The sequence below is a fragment of the Pseudomonas rhodesiae genome (assembly GCF_007858255.1).
GTDB lineage: Bacteria > Pseudomonadota > Gammaproteobacteria > Pseudomonadales > Pseudomonadaceae > Aquipseudomonas > Aquipseudomonas rhodesiae.
Map to the genome: position 1 here is coordinate 55,020 of NZ_VFEU01000024.1, position 23,803 is coordinate 78,822.

A 23,803-nucleotide genomic window follows, 5' to 3' on the forward strand; every position below is an offset into this window, starting at 1 on the left:
CACTATAAGCCGGACGCCCGAAGGGCGGCTAGCATGCCTTGTGTTGTGGCAAAGTGCCAGTCCCGCCTGGCTGGACTGACCAAGCGCATTCAGGTAGCTTTGCCGGTTACGCGGGGCGTTCCAGCCCCAGATATTCAGGCTTTTTCCGCTCGCTGGCATTGATGATAGTCAAAGGCCCGCGCGGCGCATGGCCTGGCACGGGCTTCGCCCGCTCAATTCATCAGTCACTGACGCTAGGTTCACCATGGCTCAATACGTCTTCACCATGCATCGGCTGGGCAAGGTTGTCCCACCGAAGCGGGAAATCCTGAAAAACATTTCGTTGTCCTTCTTCCCCGGCGCCAAGATCGGCGTGCTCGGCCTCAACGGCTCGGGTAAATCCACCCTGTTGAAAATCATGGCCGGCGTCGACACCGAGTTCGAAGGCGAAGCACGCCCGATGCCGGAACTGAACATCGGCTATCTGCCGCAGGAGCCGCAGCTGGACCCGGCCAAGACCGTGCGTGAAGTGGTCGAAGAGGCCGTCAGCGTGATCAAGGACGCCCAGGCGCGCCTGGATGAAGTCTATGCCGCCTATGCCGAGCCGGACGCCGACTTCGACAAACTGGCCGCCGAACAGGCCAAGCTCGAAGCCATCCTGCAGGCCGGCGACGGTCACAACCTGGAGCGCCAGCTGGAAGTCGCCGCCGACGCGCTGCGCTTGCCGGCGTGGGATGCCAAGGTCGAACACCTGTCCGGTGGTGAAAAGCGTCGCGTGGCCTTGTGCCGTCTGCTGCTGTCGGCCCCCGACATGCTGCTGCTCGACGAACCGACCAACCACTTGGACGCCGATTCCGTCGCCTGGTTGGAGCATTTCCTCCACGATTTCCCGGGCACCGTGGTTGCGATTACGCACGACCGGTACTTCCTGGACAACGTAGCGGGTTGGATCCTCGAACTCGACCGTGGCGCCGGCATCCCTTACGAGGGCAACTACTCCGGTTGGCTGGAAGCCAAGTCCGAGCGTCTGGCCGCCGAATCCAAGCAGCAATCGGCTCACGAAAAGGCCATGAAGGAAGAACTGGAATGGGTGCGCAAAGGCGCCAAGGCCCGCCAGTCCAAATCCAAGGCGCGTCTGCAACGCTTTGAAGAGATGCAGTCGCAGGAATTCCAGAAGCGCAGCGAAACCAATGAGATCTACATCCCGGCCGGCCCGCGCCTGGGTGACAAGGTCATCGAATTCAAGAACGTCACTAAAGGCTATGGCGACCGCGTGCTGATCGACAACCTGTCGTTCTCCATGCCAAAAGGCGCAATCGTCGGCGTTATCGGCGGTAACGGTGCGGGTAAATCCACACTGTTCCGCATGCTGATGGGCAAGGAAACCCCGGATTCGGGCAGCATCGAAATCGGCGAAACCGTGCAGCTGGCCTGTGTCGACCAGAGCCGTGACGACCTGGACGGCAGCAAGACCGTGTTCCAGCAGATTTCCGACGGTTCCGACCAGATCCGCATCGGCAACTATGAAATCCCGTCGCGCACCTACGTCGGCCGTTTCAACTTCAAGGGCGGCGACCAGCAGAAGTTCGTCAAGGACCTGTCCGGTGGTGAGCGCGGCCGCTTGCACCTGGCCCTGACCCTGAAAGAGGGCGGCAACGTCCTGCTGCTCGACGAACCGTCCAACGACCTCGACGTCGAAACCCTGCGTTCCCTGGAAGAAGCCCTGCTGGACTTCCCAGGCGCCGCCATTGTGATCTCTCACGATCGGTGGTTCCTTGACCGCGTCGCGACCCACATCCTGGCGTACGAAGATGACTCCCAAGCGGTGTTCTTCGAAGGCAACTACACGGAGTACGAAGCCGATCGCAAGAAGCGCCTGGGCGATGCCGCTGCCCAGCCGCACCGTGTACGTCACAAAAAACTGGCCTGATCCCGGGCCGGTTAAAAAAACGGTGCCTTCGGGCACCGTTTTTTTTGCACATTCCCCTGACCCACACCGATCAAATGTGGGAGGGGGCTTGCCCTCGATAGCCATTCCCTCGACGGTGCACACCCTAGCCTGGCAACCCCTTTAAAGTGCAGAAAACTCCCGTTTTCCGGGTTTATTTACATCCAATGCACCATTTAAATTCACAAAAGCGACATTTTGCCCTGTCGCGGTGCGACATGAATTGTTAAAGTCCGGCCCAATCTCATTTAAAAACAATCAATTTGCCGAGACTTTTCATGATCGAATCCGTCGAATCCTTCCTCGCTCGCCTAAAGAAACGTGACCCTGATCAGCCGGAATTTCACCAGGCCGTAGAAGAAGTCTTGCGCAGCCTGTGGCCGTTTCTCGAAGTCAATCCGCACTATCTGACTTCGGGCATTCTGGAGCGGATGTGCGAGCCCGAGCGTGCGATTACGTTCCGGGTGTCGTGGGTGGATGATCACGGCAAGGTCCAGGTCAATCGCGGGTTCCGCATTCAGATGAACAGCGCCATTGGCCCGTACAAGGGCGGGCTGCGTTTCCACCCGTCGGTGAACCTGGGGGTTTTGAAGTTTCTCGCCTTCGAGCAGACCTTCAAGAATTCCCTGACCTCGTTGCCCATGGGCGGCGGCAAAGGGGGGGCGGACTTCGATCCCAAGGGCAAGAGCGACGCCGAGGTAATGCGTTTCTGCCAGGCGTTTATGAGCGAGCTGTATCGGCATATCGGTGCGGACGTCGATGTGCCGGCCGGTGATATCGGCGTGGGTGCCCGGGAGATCGGCTTCCTGTTTGGTCAATACAAGCGCCTGAGCAACCAATTCACCTCGGTGCTGACCGGCAAGGGCATGACCTACGGCGGTAGCCTGATCCGTCCCGAAGCCACCGGTTTTGGCTGTGTGTACTTTGCCGAAGAAATGCTCAAGCGCGACGGCCAGCGCGTGGAGGGCAAGCGTGTCGCGGTATCCGGTTCCGGCAACGTGGCGCAATACGCGGCGCGCAAGGTCATGGACTTGGGCGGCAAGGTGATTTCCCTGTCCGACTCCGAAGGCACCCTGTACGCCGAAAGCGGTTTGACCGAGGAACAATGGTCGGCGCTGCTGGAACTGAAAAACGTACAGCGCGGCCGTATCAGCGAACTGGCCGAGCGCTTTGGCCTGGAGTTCCGCAAAGGCCAAACGCCGTGGGCGCTAGCCTGTGACATCGCTTTGCCCTGTGCGACCCAGAACGAACTGGACGCCGACGCCGCCCGCACCTTGCTGCGTAACGGCTGTTTCTGCGTGGCCGAAGGCGCCAACATGCCGACCACGCTGGAGGCTGTGGATATCTTTATCGAGGCAGGCATTCTGTTCGCACCGGGCAAGGCATCCAACGCCGGTGGCGTGGCGGTGAGCGGCCTGGAGATGTCGCAGAACGCCATGCGCTTGCTGTGGACCGCCGGGGAAGTGGACAGCAAGCTGCACGCCATCATGCAGTCGATCCACCATGCCTGCGTGCACTACGGCGAAGAAAACGGCCGGGTTAACTACGTCAAAGGCGCGAATATCGCCGGTTTCGTCAAAGTGGCCGACGCAATGCTGGCCCAAGGCATCGTCTAAGCCCCGGCGTCGATGCGCAGCACTTCGATCAACTGATCGCCGACGGGGCGCTTCCAGAGCACCTCGTCACCGACCCGCGCACCGAGCAACGCGCGGCCAAGGGGCGAGCCCCAGTTGATCAACCCTGCACTGGCGTCGGCCTGGTCTTCACCCACCAATTGGATGCGTTGCTGCTCATCCTGCTCGTTGGCGAAGGTGACCCAGCTACCGATCTGCACCTGATCGGTGGACGTGGCAGGCGCCACCACCTGGGCGCTTTGCACCCGCTGGTTGAAATAGCGCAAATCCCGCTCAAGGTCGGCTTGGCGCTGTTTGTCGGCGTGCTCGCCCTTGGCGGATTCGGCGCCATGTTCCTGCTGCAACTGCGCGACTTTGGCGTGCAACTGCGCCAGACCTTGCGCGGTCAGGCGGTTGGGTTGCTCACTGACTTGACGCTCCACCGGCTGATCGGCCTGGGCGGCGGCGTTGTCTTCGTTTACAAAAGCACGGCTCATGATGATCTCCCTCTATGGAGCTTGGGCCATGTTCGCTGTGCTTTAGTTTCGATGGATGTCTGAAAGCGACCTATTGCGAGCGATAGGCCCGTGCCGCATCGCGATCCTTCTCCTGCTGCCACTCGCGCTCGCGCTCATCCCAATGGCGCTCTTTGTAATCGCGCAGTTCTTCGTTCTCCCGCATTGCCTTGCACTGGCGAAAACCGTCCTCCCAGCCCTCGGCGTACTCCCGCTCTTGCAGATAGCGCGGCACATTCTTGCGAAACTCCCCACTGATCACCCCAGCCGCCTGGCGACCGCTGCTGCAGCCATCGTCAAAGCCATCGGCGAAGGCCGGTGGATAACCCTTGGCCAACAATTCCTGATGGGTCGTCTGGCAACCCGCCAACCCCATTACCGCCCACAACATGACCGCATACCGCCACATGGCGTACTCCCTGGCCGTTTTACGGCTGATAGGGAAAGTCTAGAAGGGGATTCGTCGGACGGATGTGAAGGGGGTGTGAGAAATGTGTTGGCCTTAAAGGTAGAGGACAAATCTTTGCTCAGCCCGCTTTAGGGGTTAGGTCGCCTGCTGCGTGGTCAGCGCCGCATGCTCAGCCAATTCCTGCTGGATAAACGCCGCAATCATCGCGCGATAAACCTGTTCGGTGACTTGCGGATTGGCGCCCGCCACCTGTGCCAGATTGCGCACTTTGGCGATCACTTGTTCGACCCGCTGCGGGGCCTTGACGCCATCGGCATCTTTTTTGAAGTGGGCGGCCTGGGAGACGTAGCGGCCGCGTTCGGCCAGAAGAGTGACGATTTGTTGGTCGAGGCGGTCGATGTTGTTTCGAACTTCTTCAAGGGTGGTGCAGGTAACGGCCATGTCGAGTGAACTCCTGATGGTGCGGGCAATGCTAACAAATGGGGGAGGGGGCTTGCCCCCTCCCGCATTTTTGATTTTCGCCAGGCGTTGGTCAGTAGTGATACCACTTTACTTCAAGCATCACTTCATTGACCGGCGAGGATAGATGGCTGTATTCGCGCTGGGCGCTCAGGCGCAGGCCCAGGTTGCGGGACAGTTCCCACTGTTGGTTGAGGCTGAGGCTGCGCCGCACTTCGCCATTGGTGAAGAAGTCACCCTTGGCTTCCAGGCTCAGGTTGCCCAACGGGTTTTTCCACAGTACGCCGGTGTTGAAGCCAGCGGCCGGGGAGATGGCTTCGTTGAAGTCGTTGTTGTGCTCCACACGCACGGTGCCGAGGGCGAAGCCGAGCATGTCGTCGCGCAGTTGCCAGGTGCTGCCGGCGCCGCCGTTGACATGGGCGACCAGGGTTTCGTCGTCGTGTTTGCCCGGTACGCGTTCCAGGCCACCGGTGACTTGCCAGGACCAGGGCTGCAATAACGCGTTGCGCGGGGTCAGGGAGCGGATGGTGGCCAGGTCCAGTTGTTGCAACTGCCAGTGGTTGCCTTCGTACTGGCGCAGTTTCATTTGCAGGATTTCGATCTGCGCGCCGAGGGGGAAGCCTTCAGCGTTGTCGTTGAGGTCATGGTAAGCCATGCGCAGGCCGTATTCGCCGAAAGCCTTGTCGCCACGGGTGCCGATACCGGCTTGCCAGGTGCGGGATTCATGGCCGTCTTCCGGCAGGCCGGGCGGCTGGATCTTGAGGTCGGGCGCAGGGTTCTGGTTGATCGCGCGCAGCAGCTCGAAGCTGCGTTGGGAGCGGGCGGTGTCGCGTTCCAGGCCATTGGCGCGGTAGCGGCCCAGGCGATAAGCCGCGTCGATAATCAGGGCCTGACGCTCGCGGGGCAGGGCCTTGAAGGCCGGTTCCTGCAATTGCTTCTGGTCGTCGCTGATCTTGAGCACCCATTGCTGCTCGTCGCCATCCAAGGGTTTGGCGCGTTCAAGCAATTCGCGCTCGCGGGACGGGCGATAGTCGATTTTCTCTACAAGACCCGCCTCTTTCACGGCTTTGACTGTATCGGTGGGGATGGCGGTCAGCGGGAATTGCTCGGTCAAACGCAGGCCTGGGCGGGCGACTTGCAGCAGTTCCAACAGGCGATAAGAGCAGTTTTCGTCGAAGAAAAAGTAATCGAACTGGATCTGCTTGAGTTCCCACACATGCTCGACCATGCGCTCGGTCTCGACCTGGGTGAGGTTGAGGCGGTATTCCCACAGGTCGCGGTTCTCCAGGCTACGGTACTCGGAGAGTTTTTCCTGGTAGGGCACCAGCGCGAACAGGCCGGGGTAGCCGCCCATCAGGCCCTTCCAGGCGTAGAGAATGCTGTTGTCCGAGCCTTCGATATACGCGCCGAAGTTGATCGCGTAGCTGAGCAGTGCGGTGTTGTTGCTTTGCACGTCGGCCTGGTCGATACGCAACAAGGTGTGGCCGAACATCGACGACGGACTGTTGAGGTAGGCCGCCGGGAAGATCATCACCGCACTGTGGGGGGCGACGTCCTTGAACCATTGCTTGAATTCGGCGCAGTCCACGGCGGGCAGGTCGGTCAGGTGCAACTGATCCTTGAGCCAGCGGGTACGTGCGGGGTAGACGCATTGGGCGTGTTTTTCACCCAGGCTGGCGGGCGCATAGAGTGCGTCGACGGTGGCCTTGAGTTCCGCGTCCGGATGGTGAGCACCATCGGCCGCCAGGAAGAATTTCTTGTCGCTGACATAACTGCGCCAGCCTTTGAGCTTGCCGGCTTCGTAATGGCCCAGGGAAAGCCAGAACGGATCGTTGGCCAATTGCTGCAAACGTTGATCATCAAGGTGCGGGGCCGCATACAGCGGGGCGCAGGCGAAGAGTGCCAGGCAGGCAATTCGTTTGAGCATAGAGGCAACTTAAGTCGGAAATAGAAAGACCCAAAGGGGAGGCGGGCCCAAAAATAAAACCCGCGCCTGGAGAGGCGCGGGCCGGTCGAGCTTAAGCCTGGGTCGCGTATTTCGCCAGACGGGCATCGCTTTTCAGTACAGCGAGGGTGTTGTTGTGCACGTCGTCAGCGGTCACGTCAGCTTTGCTGAAGATTTGCTGGAAGTGCTCGTGAGTCACGGCAGCGAAGTGCTCGCGATCTTCGGGTGCAACACCCAGTACCACGGCGTAGGTGGTCAGTGCTTCGCCATTACCCTTGGCCATGTCTTCGGACAGCTCGTTCATCATGCCATTCATGGCAATCCAAGACTTGCCGCCGTAGGTCAGCGCGCTGTTGGTGCTGCAACCATTGGTGCCCGAGGTCATGCCGAAGGTGGCGTTACCCGAGGTGACGTTAGTGGTGGAAGCCAGGAAGTGAGCTGGAGTGCCGCGCTGGCCTTCGAACAACATGTTGCCCCAACCGCAGTTCGGGCCACCTGGTGCTTCTGCCATTGCATTGAGGGAGACGACGGTGAAGAGAGTACCGAGAAGGATCCGTTTCATAGCTTTGTTCTCTTTGTGTGCAAACCAATGGACAAGGGTTCAGGCACTTCATAGCGCCCTAGGGATCGGTTATTAGTCCAACCCGCGCAGTTTGGAGTTTAGGCACGTTCGAAGGGTTCCGTGGGTTTTTATAAAACCGATGGCGATTTGATGAAATATTTGCCGGCCGCCTCCCGCGTCTATGCTTTCCCAGAGACCCGCCTTGCCAGAGCGCGCAAGGGGGAGCCAGAATGCCGCTATCTGCCCCGCCTGATGTAAGGAAGCCCGATGCCTGATCCTGTTGCTGCCAGCCTGCGTCTAGCGCCCGATGCGCTGACTCGCCCTTTCTCTGCTGAACAGTTCAGCTTCTCGACCACCAATGATTTGGAGCCCTTTCGCGGTGTGCTTGGCCAGGAACGCGCGGTTGAAGCCTTGCAGTTCGGTGTGGCCATGCCACGCCCCGGTTACAACGTTTTTGTCATGGGCGAGCCGGGCACCGGTCGCTTTTCGTTCGTCAAACGCTACCTGAAGGCCGAAGGCAAGCGCCTGCAAACCCCGTCGGACTGGGTTTACGTCAATAACTTCGATGAACCTCGCGAGCCGCGCGCCCTTGAGTTGCCCGCCGGGGGAGGCGCAGCGTTCATTACCGATATCAACGCGCTGATCGACAACCTGGTGGCCACGTTCCCGGCCGTGTTCGAACACCCTACCTACCAGCAGCGCAAGAGCGCTATCGACCGCGCCTTCAACCAGCGTTACGACAAAGCGCTGGACGTGATCGAGCGCCTGGCCCTGGAAAAAGACGTGGCGCTGTACCGCGACAGCTCCAATATCGCGTTCACGCCGATGCTCGACGGCAAGGCCCTGGACGAGGCCGAGTTCTCGCAGTTGCCGGAAGCCGACCGCGAGCGCTTTCACACCGATATTTCCGAGCTGGAAGAACGCCTCAACGAGGAGCTGGCCAGTCTGCCGCAGTGGAAACGCGAGTCGAATAACCAACTGCGCCAGTTCAACGAAGAAACCATCACCCTGGCCCTTCAGCCATTGCTGGCGCCGCTGTCGGAAAAGTACGCGGAAAACGCGGCCGTCTGCGGTTACCTGCAAGCCATGCAGGTGTACCTGCTCAAGACCGTGGTCGAGCAATTGGTGGATGATGCCAAGACCGACGCCCAGGCGCGCAAGCTGCTGGAAGAGCAATACTGCCCGAGCCTGGTGGTGGGCCATCCGGTCAACGGCGGCGCACCGGTGGTGTTCGAGCCGCACCCGACCTACGACAACCTGTTCGGGCGTATCGAATACAGCACCGATCAGGGCGCGCTCTACACCACCTATCGCCAACTGCGCGCGGGCGCGTTGCACCGCGCCAATGGCGGGTTTCTGATCCTTGAAGCGGAAAAAATGCTCAGCGAGCCGTTCGTGTGGGACGCCCTCAAGCGGTCCCTGCAGTCGCGCAAGCTGAAAATGGAGTCGCCGCTGGGCGAATTGGGGCGTCTGGCCACGGTAACCCTCAACCCGCAGATGATCCCGCTGCAGGTCAAAGTCATCATTATCGGTTCGCGTCAGTTGTACTACGCGTTGCAGGACGCCGATCCGGACTTCCAGGAAATGTTCCGGGTACTGGTGGACTTCGACGAAGACATCCCGATGGTCGACGAAAGCCTGGAGCAGTTCGCGCAGTTGCTCAAAACCCGCACCTCGGAAGAAGGCATGGCGCCGCTGACATCCGACGCCGTGGCGCGCCTGGCCACTTACAGCGCGCGGCTGGCGGAGCATCAGGGGCGTTTGTCGGCGCGTATTGGCGATCTGTTCCAATTGGTCAGCGAGGCGGATTTCATTCGTCACCTGGCGGGCGACGAGATGACCGACGCCGGCCATATCGAACGCGCACTCAAGGCTAAGGCCACGCGCACCGGGCGGGTGTCGGCGCGGATTCTCGACGATATGCTCGCCGGGGTGATCCTGATCGACACCGCCGGTGCGGCGGTCGGCAAGTGCAACGGCCTGACGGTGCTGGAAGTGGGCGACTCGGCATTCGGCGTGCCGGCGCGGATTTCTGCCACGGTGTACCCCGGCGGCAGCGGGATTGTCGACATCGAGCGTGAGGTCAACCTCGGCCAGCCGATCCACTCCAAGGGCGTGATGATCCTCACCGGTTACCTGGGCAGCCGCTATGCCCAGGAATTCCCGCTGGCGATTTCGGCCAGCATCGCTTTGGAACAGTCCTACGGCTACGTGGACGGTGACAGTGCGTCCCTCGGCGAAGCGTGCACGTTGATCTCGGCGCTGTCGAAAACCCCGCTCAAGCAGTGCTTTGCCATCACCGGCTCCATCAACCAGTTTGGTGAAGTGCAGGCGGTGGGTGGGGTTAACGAGAAGATCGAAGGTTTCTTCCGTCTCTGCGAAGCCCGTGGGCTGACCGGTGAGCAGGGGGCGATCATTCCCCAGGCCAACGTCGCCACACTGATGCTCGATGAAAAGGTGTTGCAGGCCGTGCGGGCTGGGCAGTTCCACATCTACGCGGTACGCCAGGCCGATGAAGCCTTGAGCCTGCTGGTGGGCGAGGATGCCGGTGAGCCGGATGCCGAGGGGCAATTCCCGGAGGGTACCGTCAACGCCCGGGTGGTCGAGCGCTTGCGCGCGATTGCAGAAATGATCAGTGAAGACGACCTCAAAGAAGCGGAGAAGGAACTGGCGCAACAGGCGCTGGCCGAGGCCAAACCCGCTTCATAACAGCCGATGTCACTGAATGCACCGATTTGTGTGGTTAGCGAGCCGGCCTCGCGCGGGGCAAGCCCGCTCACCACATGGGTTGGTGTGTTGCCACAGAACGTGAGTTGATTGCCGCTTCTTTCAAACGAAATGGCGCTGGAAATCCAAGCCTCTGCCCCTATCCCTGTGGTGAGCGAGCTGGCCTCGCGCGGGGCAAGCCCGCTCACCACATGGGTTGATGTGTTGCCACTAAACCTGAGTTGTCTGCCGTTTCTCGCAAACGAAATGGCGCTGAAAACCCAAGCCTCTACCCCGATCCTTGTGGTGAGCGAGCTTGTCTCGCGCGGGGCAAGCCCGCTCACCACATGGGTTGGTGTGTTGCCACGGAACCTGAGTTGTCTGCCGCTTCTCGCAAACGAAATGGCGCTGGAAATCCAAGCCTCTGCCCCTATCCCTGTGGTGAGCGAGCTGGCCTCGCGCGGGGCAAGCCCGCTCACCACATGGGTTGGTGTGTTGCCACGGAACCTGAGTTGACTGCCGCTTCTCGCAAATGAAATGGCGCTGGAAATCCAAGCCTCTGCCCTGATCCCTATGGTGAGCGAACTGGCCTCGCGCGGGGCAAGCCCGCTCACCACATGGGTTGGTGTGTTGCCACAGAACGTGAGTTGATTGCCGCTTCTCTCAAGCGAAATGGCGCTGGAAATCCAAGCCTCTGCCCCGATCCCTGTGGTGAGCGAGCTGGCCTCGCGCGGGGCAAGCCCGCCCACCATAGGGGTTGGTGTGTTGCCACAGAACCTGAGTTGACTGCCGCTTCTCTCAACGAAATGGCACTGGAAATCCAAGCCTGTGCCCCGATCCCTGTGGTGAGCGAGCTTGTCTCGCGCGGCGCCAGTTCGCTCGCCGCAAGGTTGGCAGAAATGACAATAATTTGACTGGTGTCTACAGGGGCCTACACCGTTGGTCTCTACGGCCTTGGTTTGTCGTGTTTTTCTTCTATCCTGAGGATTAGGGATATCCACAGGAGTCGCTGGACAGCAACAGCCTCGCCCACGCGCAGGGGCTGAACACCGAACTACCGAGGGTCGCCGCCATGTCGCGCAACCTCTGTCTTACCCGCCAGTACTTCGGGCTGGCTACCCGTATCGAATGCGCCATTCGCCCTCTCGCTGGGGATAACGGGCTGTGGACGGTGCTGTTTGCCGCCGGGATGACCGGCGAGCAGCCGTCCGCGGTGAAGTCCCAGGGCCCGTTTCGCGGCCCCTTCGAGGCAGCCCATCTGCTGGAGTCGATCGTCGAAAACCTGACTCGGCAGGGCTACGAAATGGCCGAGGACCCGCCGATCTGGTGCCTGCACTTGCAGGCCCATCTTCGACTGCTCAACCGCAGCCACGAGCAGCTCGCTCTGTAGTCCGCTTATTTGCCCTCGGGCTTGTCCAGTTTGACCTCAAAGCCGTATTGCACGGTATTCAGCTCGGTACGCTGGTAGCTTTCCAGCGCGCTCGGCTGGCCGTAGAAGTAATGCACGTCGAATAACGCCGTGCCGTATTCCGCAGCGCGATGGCTGACGGCGAGGATTTCCTTGAGGTAGTGGCCGCTGGCGTCCTTGGCATAGAAACGCCAGCTGTCGGAGGGGAAGGCTTTCTGGTCGACAACCAGCGCGTTGTCCTTGAGCGACAGGCCCTTGGGCAACGTGCCCACGTCGATTTGGTTTTTCTCGATGGTCGCCAGGAACAAAGGGATCGAGCCCACTACATAGGCCGGGTTTTCCGGAAACAGCGTGAGGTCGTAGGTGAGAGTGCCGCGTGCCGGGTTCAGCTCAAAAGCCTCGGTGGGCAATTCAATCGGTTCGCCGCGCTCGCCTTTTTCATCGGCAGTAAAAAAGGTCACCGGCGACTCAGTGCTATTGCGCTCTGCGCCCACCAGATCGTCATTGAACGTGAAGGGGTGGTCGAACACGATAGTCGCGGCGCTGGCGTCTTCGACGGACTGGCTGATGGTGACGCTGTTTTTCAGCTGGTCTTCGGTCAGTGTGGCGTCCTTGAGCCAATCGGCGGCGCCGTCGTCATACACGGTGACCGGCATGGGCAAGGCTTGCACGGTTTTTTCCAGGCTGTTTTTGTCGAAGCGAAGCACCGGCAGGTCGAGGTCCTTGCGGGTCACCGTGGCCTTGGAAAAATCCAGCACGTTGACTTGCAGGGTGTCGATCAGCCCATTGAAGTACACCTTGGCGTAATGGGTGTTCTGCTGGTGTTCGAAGGCTTTTTGCTCATCGCTGAGCTGTTTTTCCAAGGCGTCGGACCAGACTTTCTGCTTCTGCATCTCGGCCAATTGTTTCTGGTAGAACGCCACCTGAGCCGCGCTTTCATTGATGGACCCCGAACGGGTAAGGAATTGCCCGGTGCTGTTGCGCGCCTGTACCAGCAGCGGGTTGGGGGATTCATCGCCGACTTGGGGCGCCAGGGGCTGACTGTTGGTCAGTTCGATTTCGGCGTAGTTCTTCTCCAGACGCAGCAGATTGACGCTGATCGCACCTTCAGTGCGCGGGTGGCCTACGTCCTTGGTCGACAAGTCGAACGTCAGCACATTGCCCGGCGCGATCACTTCCACCGTGCCCTTGAGGCTCACCGGTTGCGGCTGGCTTTTGTTTTCGGTCTCGATGCCGTCGATGAACGGGTAGGTCACCGTCAGATCATCGGGGTTGGTCAGGTTGGAGCTGCTGGGGCTCAGTTGGATGCCCGGATCGGTTTCCGACCATTCCGGCTGAAACGGAATGACTTTGTGGTTGCTCAGGGTGACCGACTGCCATTCCAGGCTGTGGGGAAACGGGAATTGGTCGGGCAGGTTGAAATTGAACGGGAAGACCGGCTGCAGATCGGTCAGGTAATCGGAGTGGGAGGTTTTACGCAGCACGAACAGGCCATTGATGTAGGTGTCCACCAACGCCTGGGGCGTGGGGTAGTGCTTGAGCAGGGCCAAGGAGTCTTCACCGTACTCGGGCTCGATGGGCTTGTTGGCGAGCTTGAGTTGCGCCCGCTCCAGCAACAGCAGCGAGCCGCCGAGGTCGGCGATGGCGTCGCGCAGCTTGGGGTCTTGGATGCTGTCCAAGGATTGTTCGAATTGCGCGGTTTTCTCTTCGAGGGTGGCCTGTTTCTTTTCATCGCTAGGGGAGCAGCCGCCCGCCAGCAGCAATGCTGCGCACAGGCCGAAACCGGCCAAAGGGGATCGCACATCCATCATCTGATTTTCTTCCTGTCCGACATCTTCGAGCCGAGTTGATGGGCTCGACACTAGCAGAAAAATTCTCTTACAGAAGCCGCCCAGGTCAGTTTTCACGCGGTTACAGCGCGTTGATGGCGGCTGGTATACTCGCCGCCATTTCTAACCACGCTGTGTGAGATCCAATGGAACGCTTTATCGAAAATGCGATGTACGCCTCGCGCTGGTTGCTGGCGCCGATCTACCTGGGGCTGTCCCTGGGCTTGCTGATCCTGGCGTTGAAATTCTTCCAGGAAATCATTCACGTCATTCCCAACATCTTCACCATGTTGGAAGCCGAAGTAATCCTGCTGCTGTTGTCGTTGATCGACATGGCCCTGGTCGGCGGCCTGTTGGTGATGGTGATGATTTCCGGCTACGAGAACTTCGTCTCGCAGTTGGATATCGACGACAACAAGGAAAAGCTCAACTGGCTGGGCACCATGGACTCTTCGTCGCTGAAGATGAAAGTGGCCGCCTCCATCGTGGCGATTTCCTCCATCCACTTGCTGCGCATCTTTATGGACGCCAAGAACGTCGATCCTCAGCACCTGATGTGGTACGTGATCATCCACATGACCTTCGTGGTCTCGGCATTCGCCATGGGTTACCTGGACAAACTCACCAAACACTAACCTGCCGCGCCGGCCCTACTGCTCGACGAAGTAGTAGGGCTGGCGATTGATCGCCATTTCCTTGATCACCTTGACCTGCGTGCTCAGGCCGTCGGTACGGTCCAGCAACGCAACGTTGCCGGGCCTGGCGGCGAGGTAACTGTGCAGTTGCGCGTCTGTCTGCAGGATCTTCAAGTAGCTCTGCAAATAAAACACGCTGGCCCCGGCGATACGTTCGTTGGGTTGAAACAACACCACTTCCTTGCCTTCGGCTTGCAATGCCTGAACCTGGCGGATCACCGGCACGAACGACTGACGCACATCGGCTTTGGGCGCAAACCAGAACGCGGCCGTCAGGTAACACGCCACCGCTAGCGTGAACACGCCGCCGACCAGATGTCTGTGGTACTTGTAGAGTGACGGCTTATGCGCCTTCAGCCACTCCAAGATGACCCGCCCATACTCGGCGGCCAGCACAGCGGCGGCGGGTGTCAGGGCCATCAGGTATACCGTGCGCTTGCTTGAGGCCAACGTCAGCAACGTGAACTGCGCCACCAGCCAAACGCTGAAAAATAACCGGTAACGATTACGTACCAGGCTTTTGCGGAAATGCCACAGCCCCAGGTACACGAGGATGTTCCACGGTAAGAACGCTTGCGGAAGTTTCAGCAGGTAGTAATAGAACGGCTCGTAATGCCCGGCCTCAACGAATTCGCCGCTGAAGCGTCCGACGCTATTGGTCCACAGCACTTCGCCCACGGCCTGCAGGCCGCCGCGCTGGAACAGGAACATCAGCCAGATCAGTAGAGGAATCAGAGCCAACAGGGTAAATGCCGCCGGCTTGAGCCAGTCCCCGAGGCGCAGGCGTTTGTCCATCAGGCTGGTGCTGGCCAAGTACACAAAGATCACCACGCCAGGCATCGCCAGGCCTAGCACGCCTTTGCTCAACGTGGCGATCACCATCCCGGCGGTAAACAACGCCCAGGCGCCGGTTGCCGAACCTTGACGATCCGGCCGCACCGCCTGGTAGAACGCCAGCAGGGCGGTGGTCACGCCCAGGCTGAGCAACGCATCTTCGCCGACACCCCGCACATTGCTCCAGTAACTGGCCATGGTCGCCAGGATCAACGCCGCGCTGAACGCCAGGGTTTGCGGGCGTCCGAACTTGCGCAGCATCCCGTACAGCAGCATCACGCTGAACAACCCAGCAAAGGCCGACGCCAGGCGCACCGCCCAGGTGGTGCCGCCGAACACGCGAATCGCGCCGGCGTCCAGCCACAGGCTCAGGGGTGGTTTTTCCAGGAACGGCTCGCGAAACAATTGCGGCACCACCCAGTCGTTGTCCAGGTGCATCGCCATGGCGATCCCGGCGACGCGGGCTTCGGTGGAGCCTTGCAGTTCGTGGTTACCCAAAGCAAAGAAAAACAACAGGCCAGCAAGCAGGAGCAGCAGAGAGGCGGGGCGCGTCATGGGGTGTGGATACCGGGGCAGGGGGCCGCTCGGGGGAGCGGCTCGCAGTCGGTCAGTATAGGGAGGCGATTCTTAACATTTCGTGAATGAACCTGCGGTTGATGAAGGGGGCCGAGGGCAGCGGTTGACCGCCCCCGGCCGGGCCGCCGCGCTAGCTGGTTTTGACCTTGAAACGGCTCAGCCCTTGCTGCATGGCGTTAGCCCGTTCCGACAAGTTCTTGGCCGCCACCGCGCATTGCTGGGAGTTGTGCTGATTTTGCTGAGTCACTTCATCGATCTGCTCCAAGCCGATACTGGCTTGCTGCAACCCGGAGGCTTGTTCGCTCGAAGCCTGGTAGATCAGGGACACCAAGCTCGAAACCGCCGTGGTGCCATTAACGATATTGCGCAGCGAATCGGCGGTGCGTCCGGCGATGACCATGCCGCGCTGGGTCTTGGTCGACGAGTCGGCGATCAGCGCCGCGGTTTGCTGGGCGGCTTCGGCACTGCGTGCGGCGAGGCTGCGCACTTCGTCGGCCACCACGGCAAAACCACGGCCCAGTTCGCCGGCACGCGCCGCTTCAATGGCGGCGTTCAAGGCCAGCAGGTTGGTCTGGGCAGCAATATTGTCGATGGTGGTGATGATGGCCGTGATGTCTTTGCCCGAGTTGTCGATCTCGGCCATGGCGGCGATCAGCTCGCTCATCAGCTGGTCACTTTCCCCCGCGTCCGCGCGTGATGCCTGTGACTGCTCATCGGCCTTCTTAGCGTTGGCCGCGTTGTCGGTGGTTTGCGCGGCCATTTGCGTCATGACCGCACTGATCTCGGTAATGGACGACGCGGAGTTGGCCGCCCCCTCGGACAACGACTGACTCAACTCTGTGACCTGGCCCGAACTGCCGGTGATCTCGGTGGCGCTGACCTGAACCTGGGAGATCAGGTTGTTCAAGTTGCCGACCATTTTCTCCAACGCCTTGCCCAGGGTGTCGTTGGGGGACGACAGGCGAACCTCAAGGTCCAGGTCGCCTTCGGAGATGCGTTCGGCGACTTTTACCTGACGTTGCAGGCTGTCCGACATTTCGTTCAGGGCAAAAGACAACTGCCCGACTTCATCTTCGGATTTCTGAACCAGACGCTGGGAAAAATCCCCAAGACTGATGGTCGCGGCCAGGGCCGCGGCCTCACGGATCGGACCGACGATTTTCGCGGTGGCAAACCACAACACCATCAAGGCCAGCACAGAAATACTGAGCCCGACGCCCACCTGCCAGATGCTGCTGCTCAGCCCGCGGGACTTCAGCTCCTGCTCCAGCGCAATCGCCTGGCTCATCACCACGGCCTTGGGCAAATGGATCAAGATCGCCCAGGGTTTGCCGGTGCGGCCCAGGGTGATCGGCATTTGTACCTCGATCTCCTCGGCGTCCTGATTCATCCGACTGTCACCCTGGCCCTTCTGCACGTTGGCCAAGACCTTTTCCCAGGTGTTGGGTAGCAATGCCTTCAATGGCTGGCCGATCAGTTCGGGGCGTTTACTGTTGGCCACCACCAAGCCTTGATGGCTCAGGATCGTTACCGAACCTTTGCCGTCATACAGGTCGGCGGACATTTGCTCACTGAGTTTCTGGATAAACGAAATATCGAAGTCAGCACCGACCACCCCGTAGAACTTGCCATTGGCGGTGATGGGTACCGAGAGCGTCGTCAGCCACACGTTTTTGCCTTGGACCACGTAGGGGATCGGGTCCAACACGCTCTCTTTCTGGGTATCGCGGGGGCCGGAGTACCAGCCGCCTTTAAGGACACCGTTGGGGTGACGCGCGTCGGAGTCGTATTCCACCAGCGGTTGCACGGCAATATGGCCGTCCGAACTGCGGGTCCAATATGGCGTAAAACGGCCCGTCAGCGGGTTATTACCGCCTTCATTGTTACGAGAGGCTTGATCCTGACCGTCCAGGGCATCCGGCTCCCAGCACGAGTAGGTGCCGTTGAAATCCGGGTTGTCCTTGAGCACGCTGAGCAACATTGTGTTGATTTGCTCCCGGCCCAGAGCGAGCGGGCTCTGCGCACTTTTACTGGCGCTCATGGTGTTGGCCATTGTGCGAGCTGAGTCCAGGGCGTTCTGCAATTTGGCTTGGATGGCATTTGCGCGCGATTCGGCAAGGTTCTGCACTTCGCGGATGGTCGCATTTTCAATCAGCGTTGAAACTTCACGGCCCACGTAAGTTTGATTCGCATTTGAAGAATACAGCCCATATAAAACCAGGCTGGCGCAAGAGATGAATAAGCAGAGTCCTGCGGTAAAGCAAATTCGAGTCTGCAATGAGTTGAATTTCATGATGTTTCCTGCCTGCGCTGATAGTTGCCAATATCACCGGATACTGGCATTCCAATGTCTTTGTGCACACAAGACTTAAGGCTTAACTATGGGCTGCTTAGGCAGTAGCGCCGATGCTTATCGTTTCATCGGTCAATACTGCATGACAGCAAGCGCTAATCAGTTGGGCTCGTTATCGTCGAGCCACAAGTGTTCGGTATTTTTAAAGCCATAACGTTGCGGCGGCACCCGCGCGATAATGCGATCGGTTTGAGCGGGGTCACTCAAATCGATAACTTTCGGGGTGATATAAATATTAAGTACCGGTAAGAAGAATAACTTTACCTTGGGCGTCAACAGCGAATAAGTATGTTGTTCAATGACCACGCCGATGGTGCCACTTTTCATTTGAACGATAGAGCCCACGGGGTAAATGCCGACCGCTTTTAGGAAGGCCCGAAATACTTCATCGTCAAAATGCCCCTGCCACGTAGACATCTGCTGAATGGCCACGGCGGGGTCCCAGCCCTGGTTGTAGGAGCGGTCGGAAGTCACCGCGTCATAGACGTCGCACACTGCGGCCATGCGTGAAAAAACACTGATTTGCTCACCCGCCAGCCCGTGAGGATAGCCAGTACCGTCGACTCTCTCGTGGTGATGCAGGCATACGTCCACCACCAGCTCGCACACCTGGGCGGTGCCCTGCAGGGTTTTTTCGCCTTCCAGGGGATGGCGGCGGACCACTTGCAATTCATCGCTGCTCAACCGCCCGGGTTTATTAAGAATGGCGTTTGGAATAACCATCTTGCCGATGTCGTGCAGCAGCCCGGCCAGCCCTGCACGACGAATGAGCGCGGGCGGCAATTTCAGTTGAGTGCCCAGCGCAATCATCAGCGCGCACACCGCCACCGAGTGCATATAGGTGTAATCGTCGATGCTTTTAAGGCGTGCCAGGCTGATAAAGGCGTCTGGGTGGCGGGCGATCGAGCTGGAAATGTCATCCACCAGCGAGGTGATGGACTCAAGCTCCAGCGCACGGCCCATGCGCGCATGGCTGAACATTTCGATGACGGCCGCTTTGGCTCGGGTGCACACCGCCTGGGCGGCGATCAGCTCGTCTTTCATTGAGGTGGGGGAGATGGTCGTGGCTGTGGTGCCGGGGTCGCATGCGGAATTGGGCGACGTGGGCGCGCAGCCCGATATGCAGGTATCCAGCGTGCCCTTCCAGAAAGGCCTTGCTTCGCCGACTGGGACCTGATGATAGAGCTCATTACACTTGGTCATGATATGGCCTCTACTGTTTCTTCTTTTTATGTATTGCCGCTCAGCCTCCCTGGCGTGAATGGTGTGGTGGTTGAATGGATCAGTTGGCGTTGGCCGCCTTGATGCGAGTGACGACCCGACCGGCCAAGTCATCCGGGCGGAACTTCGCCAGGAAGTCATCGGCCCCGACTTTCTTGACCATGGCCTGGTTAAACCCGCCCGACAGCGAGGTGTGCAACACAATATGCAACTTCGCCAGGCGCGGATCGCTGCGTACTTCAGCGGTCAGGGTGTAGCCATCCATCTCGGGCATCTCTATGTCCGAGATCATCATCAAAAACTCTTCCTGCGGATCGCGCCCTTCATCGAGCATGGCGCGAAGATAATCCAGGGCCTGACGCCCATCGTTCAGCGCAACCACCTCCACCCCGATGGTTTCCAGGCAACGCGTGACCTGCTTGCGGGCGACCATTGAGTCATCGACCGTGAGCACACGCAGATGCCGTGCCCACTGAGTCACCTGGTGATCCACCACACCGTTGGAAATCTCCTCCGACGTAGGAGAAATTTCTGTCAGCACCTTTTCCACATCGATGATCTCTACCAACCGATCATCCGCGCGGGTCACAGCGGTCAGATAATTGTTATCGCCACTGCCCTTGGGCGGAGGATGGATATCCTCCCAATTCAAATTAACAATGTGCTCAACCGCATAAACCAGAAAACCCTGAACGCGATTGTTGTACTCCGTAAGTATGATAAAAGCGCTCTCCTTATCGGTAATACCCGGCAGCCCAGTGGCCATCGCAAGGTCTAGAACGGGGATGGAAGAGCCTCTGATGTTTGCCACGCCACAAATGTTGTTATTAGACTTTGGTAGTACAGACAACTTAGGGCAGCGAATAACCTCGCGCACTTTGAACACATTGATGCCGTACAACTGATGGTCGTTGAACCGGAATAAAAGCAATTCCAGACGGTTTTGCCCGACCAGTTGCGTACGGCTGTTAACGGAAGCCAGAAGACCTGTCATACACACTCCCGATCCGGGTTTGATAGCGATGATGTCGTAATGACATTAGCATAAGTAAGGATATGTGAAATACCTGTGAAATAAAAAACAGGGCGGTGTGGTTGGTTAAAGAGAGGTGTTGTCAGATGGGGTTGAGTTCAGACGATTGTTTTAAATTAGTTAGGTGGCTAGCTTATTAAGTTCGTGATGAGAATAAATGTGATTGGTAAGTTTGAGGGTGGAGACGGGGAGCTTTTTAGAATGATGAAGTCGCGTTGAGTGCGGCTTTACGGGTCTTGATCCTACGCCAAGGCTAGTCATCGTCAGTGAGGATGAAGTCGTTTTTTGCTGTCTTCGTTGCCTTGGTTTGGCAGAAGGGAGTGGTGGGGAGCATTGGTGGGCATGCGGGCCACCTCTGACATCGTTTTGGTATCCCCAAAGCTTGGGATACCAAAACGCCTGGAGCTCAAACGGCCTCTACGGAAGCCAATTGCCCTGAAGTTATTGATTTTGCTGGGTTTCAGGCAACAAAAAAAGACGTCCATGGACGTCTTTAGATGGCCGGGGTAAGTTGAATTGATTTAGTAAACTATTGATTTATATGATCTATTTGAAGATTCGATTTTAATTGGAATACCGATTGGAATACCATGCGGAATTGCACGGGGTAGACGAGCAGCTTGCCCATTTAAGGCCCTCCACGACCTCTACAAAGCCAGGCGCGATTCAGCAAAGTACTAGCCTTGTTCGCATGCCTCTGATCATTTGAGTAGCTGTCGAGACGACTTGGCCTTAGACAGGCACCACATGAGGTGGCGACTGACGTAGAGATTGTACGGGGCGGTAGGTGATTGTGGTCCCTACCGCGTAGTATCTTAGTCATCCAGAGACCATTTATTAATGGCCTCTGACTTAGTTATGGCTCCATGTGGATGATAGTGCTTCTGCTTGTTGCAACACCGTCTGCACTGCAACATCCTGCAAATCTGGGGGGTAGCCGTATTTACGAAGGATGCGCTTTACTAGCACACGAAGCCTAGCTCTAGCTGACTCACGATGTGCCCAGTCTACGGAAACATTTTCACGTAGGCTGACCAATAATTCATAAGCAATCAAACGCAGCTTTTCATCTCCCATTACCTGCAACGCTGATTCGTTTTCGGCCAGAGCATCGTAAAAAGCAATTTCCTCATCGGACAATCCCTGTTCTTCGCCCCTGCTTCGTGCGGCGCGGATATCTCGTGCAAGGTTTATTAATTGCTGAAGAACTTCAGCGGTGGTAATGGCGTTCGCGTGATAACGTGATATAGCATCCTCTAATCTTTCACTGAAGGCACGCGTCTCTACTACGTTTGTCCGAGTTCGGGAACGAATACTATCGTTAAGCAACTTACGAAGGGCCTCCAATCCCAAGTTTTTCTTGTCCATTTGTTGAATTTCTGCAAGAAATTCGTCCGAGAGAATGGATATATCCGGAGTCTGTAAGCCTGCGGCAGCCAAAATATCGACTATCTCAGTAGAAACCACTGAGCGGCTAACAATCTGCTGGATAGCTAACTCTCGATCCTGCTTTAGCACGCCGGTGCCAGAAGCAGTCTTCACCAATGCAATACGAATTGCCTGGAAAAACCCCACCTCTTCCCGGATAACCCTTGCTTCATCCGAACTGGCTGCCAAGGCAAATGATTTAGAAAGCGCAAGAACACTATCTGCAAAGCGTCGCTGTGCCTTTCTTTTGGCTTCATGTGTCTTTTCCACAGAGGCCCATTGCTGCTGTTTGTTAAGAATCCACTCGATGGCCCCCGCCATCATTTTTAGGCGCTCACTGGGCGAGCCGTCCAAAACTGTGCGGTAATCAAATCCATGGAACATATCCCTTACGACTTCGTATTTTTCCTGCATCACGGCTATAGCTTCGGCTTCGTTTATTCCCGTCTTGTCTTGATCGGGTTTCGAATACTGCGCTAGCGCGGACTTTAGATTCTGTGCGATACCAATGTAGTCTACGATAAGCCCCCCCGGCTTATCTCGGTACACGCGGTTAACGCGAGCGACTGCCTGCATCAAGCCGTGGCCACGCATGGGCTTATCAATATACATAGTATGCATACTTGGGGAATCAAATCCGGTTAGCCACATGTCGCATACGATCACAAGGTTGAGTGAGTTATTTGCATCGCGCGCACGTTTAGCAAGTAAGTCTCTACGAGCATTATTACCAATGTGTTGTTGCCATTCAGCGGGATCGGAGGCATTGCCCGTCATGACGATTTTGATTGTGCCAGCATTATCATCTGTACTGTGCCAACTTGGGCGCAGCTTTACGATTGAGTCGTAGAGATCGATGCAGATTTTTCTGCTCATGCATACAATTATCGCTTTACCATCAAGTGCCGCAATGCGATCTTCAAAGTGATGTACTAAATCGGTGGCCACTAAAGTCAGCCTCTTTTCGCTGCCTACAAGGGCCTCTACGGTGCTCCACTTCTGTTTAGTACGCTCTGCGTCGGACTCATCTTCATCTTCTAGAAGCGCCTCTATTTCCGCATCAATATGTGGCGTTTCATTTTCATCTAGTTCGATACGGGCCAGCCTTGACTCATAGTAGATTGGTACAGTTGCACCGTCCTCTACCGCACGACTAATATCGTAGATGTCGATATAGTCACCAAAGACTGCTGGTGTGTTAACGTCGGTAGCTTCGATTGGCGTGCCCGTGAAACCAATGAAAGATGCATTGGGTACAGCGTCTCGTAGGTGTTTGGCAAATCCGTAGGCTATATCACCAGTTTTGCTTGCGAACTTTGCTTTGAAACCATACTGACTACGATGTGCCTCGTCAGCAATGACAACTATATTTGAGCGATTTGTAAGTGGTGAGTAATCAGTCTCTGTCGCAGGAGGGGAAAATTTCTGCAAGGTAGTAAAAATAACTCCCCCAGAGGCCCTGCTCAGTAGTGTGCGGAGATGTTTTCGGCTCTCGGCCTGTACAGGAGTCTGTCGGATTAAATCTTCACACATCGCGAACGTAGCAAAAAGCTGATCGTCTAAGTCATTGCGATCTGTGAGTACTATTAGAGTAGGATTGGCCATTCGTGGCTCTACTACTAAAACGCCTGCGTAAAAAGCCATGAGCAGGCTCTTCCCTGAACCCTGAGTGTGCCAAATCACTCCAGCCTTATGATTCCCCGACGCTTGGTTGGCGACGTTGGTCAAATCATAGGTTGATGACGGGGCAACCTTACTGGTTGAGCTCGCTCGGAGCGTGGAAGCGACAGCCTTCTTCACCGCGTGGAACTGATGATAACCAGCGACTATCTTATTCAAGCCTCCGCTGGTTTTACCGAAAACTGTGAAGTTCCGTAGCAACTCAAGTAGCCGCGATTGATCGAGAACGCCGCCAATTAAGGTTGTCAGTTCCGGAGTTCCTAGAGGCGCAATTTCCTGGCCGTCAACAGTGCGCCATGGCATAAATCGTTCTAGATCGGCGGAAAGCGATCCAATTCGAGCCGAAAGTCCGTCCGAGGTCACGAGAAATGCATTTGTACGAAATAGCGCCGAGATTTGCAATTTATATGTTTGTAGCTGATTAAAAGCGCCGATTAAAGATGCGTTCTCGCTACTAGGCGCTTTTAGCTCAATTACTACTAAGGAAACTCTGAAAAAGACTTTCTGATTTGGCAAAATACCGCGACCCCACCCACCGAGTTTCCCGATGAAGCAGATGACCTTCGCCGACGCCGAGTACGCTGGCAAGCGCAAGCAAACCCGCAAGGAG

Annotated in this window: 16 protein-coding genes and 1 pseudogene; 6 read left to right on the top strand and 11 right to left on the bottom strand. The window is 57.6% G+C overall.

The features are described 5' to 3' along the window. Positions 1 to 244: 244 nt before the first annotated feature. Both ettA and gdhA read left to right on the top strand, forming a co-directional pair. Entirely contained in the window at positions 245 to 1,909 is a 1,665-nt protein-coding gene (gene ettA, locus FIV35_RS23900; RefSeq protein ID WP_034100827.1) for an energy-dependent translational throttle protein EttA, read from the top strand. Between the two features lie 296 nt (positions 1,910 to 2,205). Beyond that, complete coding sequence (gene gdhA / locus FIV35_RS23905; protein WP_034139367.1) at positions 2,206 to 3,543, top strand: NADP-specific glutamate dehydrogenase; 1,338 nt, start codon at positions 2,206 to 2,208, stop codon at positions 3,541 to 3,543. Here the strand turns inward: gdhA and FIV35_RS23910 are convergent. From FIV35_RS23910 to FIV35_RS23930, 5 genes are all read right to left on the bottom strand, one after another. Continuing rightward, on the bottom strand, positions 3,540 to 4,037 hold the full coding sequence (locus FIV35_RS23910; RefSeq protein ID WP_034139366.1) for a GreA/GreB family elongation factor: 498 nt from the start codon (positions 4,035 to 4,037) through the stop codon (positions 3,540 to 3,542). The two genes, gdhA and FIV35_RS23910, sit on opposite strands and share 4 nt — an antisense overlap. 70 nt (positions 4,038 to 4,107) lie before the next feature. Continuing rightward, positions 4,108 to 4,464 carry a hypothetical protein gene (locus FIV35_RS23915; protein WP_034100821.1) on the bottom strand — a complete coding sequence of 119 codons (357 nt, stop codon included), beginning with the start codon at positions 4,462 to 4,464 and terminating at the stop codon, positions 4,108 to 4,110. 135 nt (positions 4,465 to 4,599) lie between these two features. Further along, on the bottom strand, positions 4,600 to 4,905 hold the full coding sequence (locus FIV35_RS23920; protein ID WP_034139365.1) for a chorismate mutase: 306 nt from the start codon (positions 4,903 to 4,905) through the stop codon (positions 4,600 to 4,602). 91 nt (positions 4,906 to 4,996) lie between these two features. Then, complete coding sequence (locus FIV35_RS23925; RefSeq protein WP_034139364.1) at positions 4,997 to 6,850, bottom strand: Lnb N-terminal periplasmic domain-containing protein; 1,854 nt, start codon at positions 6,848 to 6,850, stop codon at positions 4,997 to 4,999. Positions 6,851 to 6,941: 91 nt separating this feature from the next. Beyond that, the gene (locus FIV35_RS23930) at positions 6,942 to 7,430 is read right to left on the bottom strand and encodes a DUF3015 domain-containing protein (protein WP_034139363.1); all 489 of its coding nucleotides are present in this window, start codon (positions 7,428 to 7,430) and stop codon (positions 6,942 to 6,944) included. A 267-nt stretch (positions 7,431 to 7,697) separates the two neighbouring features. On the opposite strand from FIV35_RS23930, the gene FIV35_RS23935 reads away from it, so the two are divergent. The 3 genes from FIV35_RS23935 (at position 7,698) to FIV35_RS23945 (ending at position 11,526) form a co-directional block, all read left to right on the top strand. Continuing rightward, entirely contained in the window at positions 7,698 to 10,139 is a 2,442-nt protein-coding gene (locus FIV35_RS23935; protein WP_034115167.1) for a Lon protease family protein, read from the top strand. Positions 10,140 to 10,247: 108 nt separating this feature from the next. After that, positions 10,248 to 10,652, top strand: a complete 405-nt coding sequence (locus FIV35_RS23940; RefSeq protein WP_146375078.1) for a hypothetical protein — start codon at positions 10,248 to 10,250, stop codon at positions 10,650 to 10,652. A gap of 556 nt (positions 10,653 to 11,208) precedes the next feature. Continuing rightward, positions 11,209 to 11,526 carry a PA4575 family protein gene (locus tag FIV35_RS23945; protein ID WP_034139361.1) on the top strand — a complete coding sequence of 106 codons (318 nt, stop codon included), beginning with the start codon at positions 11,209 to 11,211 and terminating at the stop codon, positions 11,524 to 11,526. Between the two features lie 5 nt (positions 11,527 to 11,531). On the opposite strand, the gene FIV35_RS23950 is transcribed toward FIV35_RS23945, so the two are convergent. Next, positions 11,532 to 13,355: a hypothetical protein gene (locus FIV35_RS23950; RefSeq protein WP_080761477.1), complete on the bottom strand. Its 1,824-nt coding sequence runs from the start codon at positions 13,353 to 13,355 to the stop codon at positions 11,532 to 11,534. A 164-nt stretch (positions 13,356 to 13,519) separates the two neighbouring features. On the opposite strand from FIV35_RS23950, the gene FIV35_RS23955 reads away from it, so the two are divergent. Then, positions 13,520 to 14,008 carry a TIGR00645 family protein gene (locus FIV35_RS23955; RefSeq protein ID WP_034100811.1) on the top strand — a complete coding sequence of 163 codons (489 nt, stop codon included), beginning with the start codon at positions 13,520 to 13,522 and terminating at the stop codon, positions 14,006 to 14,008. 15 nt (positions 14,009 to 14,023) lie between these two features. Here the strand turns inward: FIV35_RS23955 and FIV35_RS23960 are convergent, their stop codons facing one another. From FIV35_RS23960 to FIV35_RS29675, 5 genes and pseudogenes are all read right to left on the bottom strand, one after another. After that, positions 14,024 to 15,457, bottom strand: a complete 1,434-nt coding sequence (locus FIV35_RS23960) for an ArnT family glycosyltransferase (RefSeq protein WP_034139360.1) — start codon at positions 15,455 to 15,457, stop codon at positions 14,024 to 14,026. A gap of 151 nt (positions 15,458 to 15,608) precedes the next feature. Continuing rightward, positions 15,609 to 17,771 carry a methyl-accepting chemotaxis protein gene (locus FIV35_RS23965; RefSeq protein ID WP_034139359.1) on the bottom strand — a complete coding sequence of 721 codons (2,163 nt, stop codon included), beginning with the start codon at positions 17,769 to 17,771 and terminating at the stop codon, positions 15,609 to 15,611. A gap of 159 nt (positions 17,772 to 17,930) precedes the next feature. Next, a complete protein-coding gene (locus FIV35_RS23970; RefSeq protein ID WP_080761476.1) occupies positions 17,931 to 19,034 on the bottom strand; it encodes an HD-GYP domain-containing protein in 1,104 nt (367 codons plus the stop codon). A gap of 79 nt (positions 19,035 to 19,113) precedes the next feature. Next, positions 19,114 to 20,046, bottom strand: a complete 933-nt coding sequence (locus FIV35_RS23975) for a chemotaxis protein CheV (RefSeq protein ID WP_034139357.1) — start codon at positions 20,044 to 20,046, stop codon at positions 19,114 to 19,116. A gap of 891 nt (positions 20,047 to 20,937) precedes the next feature. Beyond that, positions 20,938 to 23,676 (bottom strand): annotated as a pseudogene (locus tag FIV35_RS29675) (type I restriction endonuclease subunit R); the annotation flags it as partial. Positions 23,677 to 23,803 lie beyond the last annotated feature (127 nt).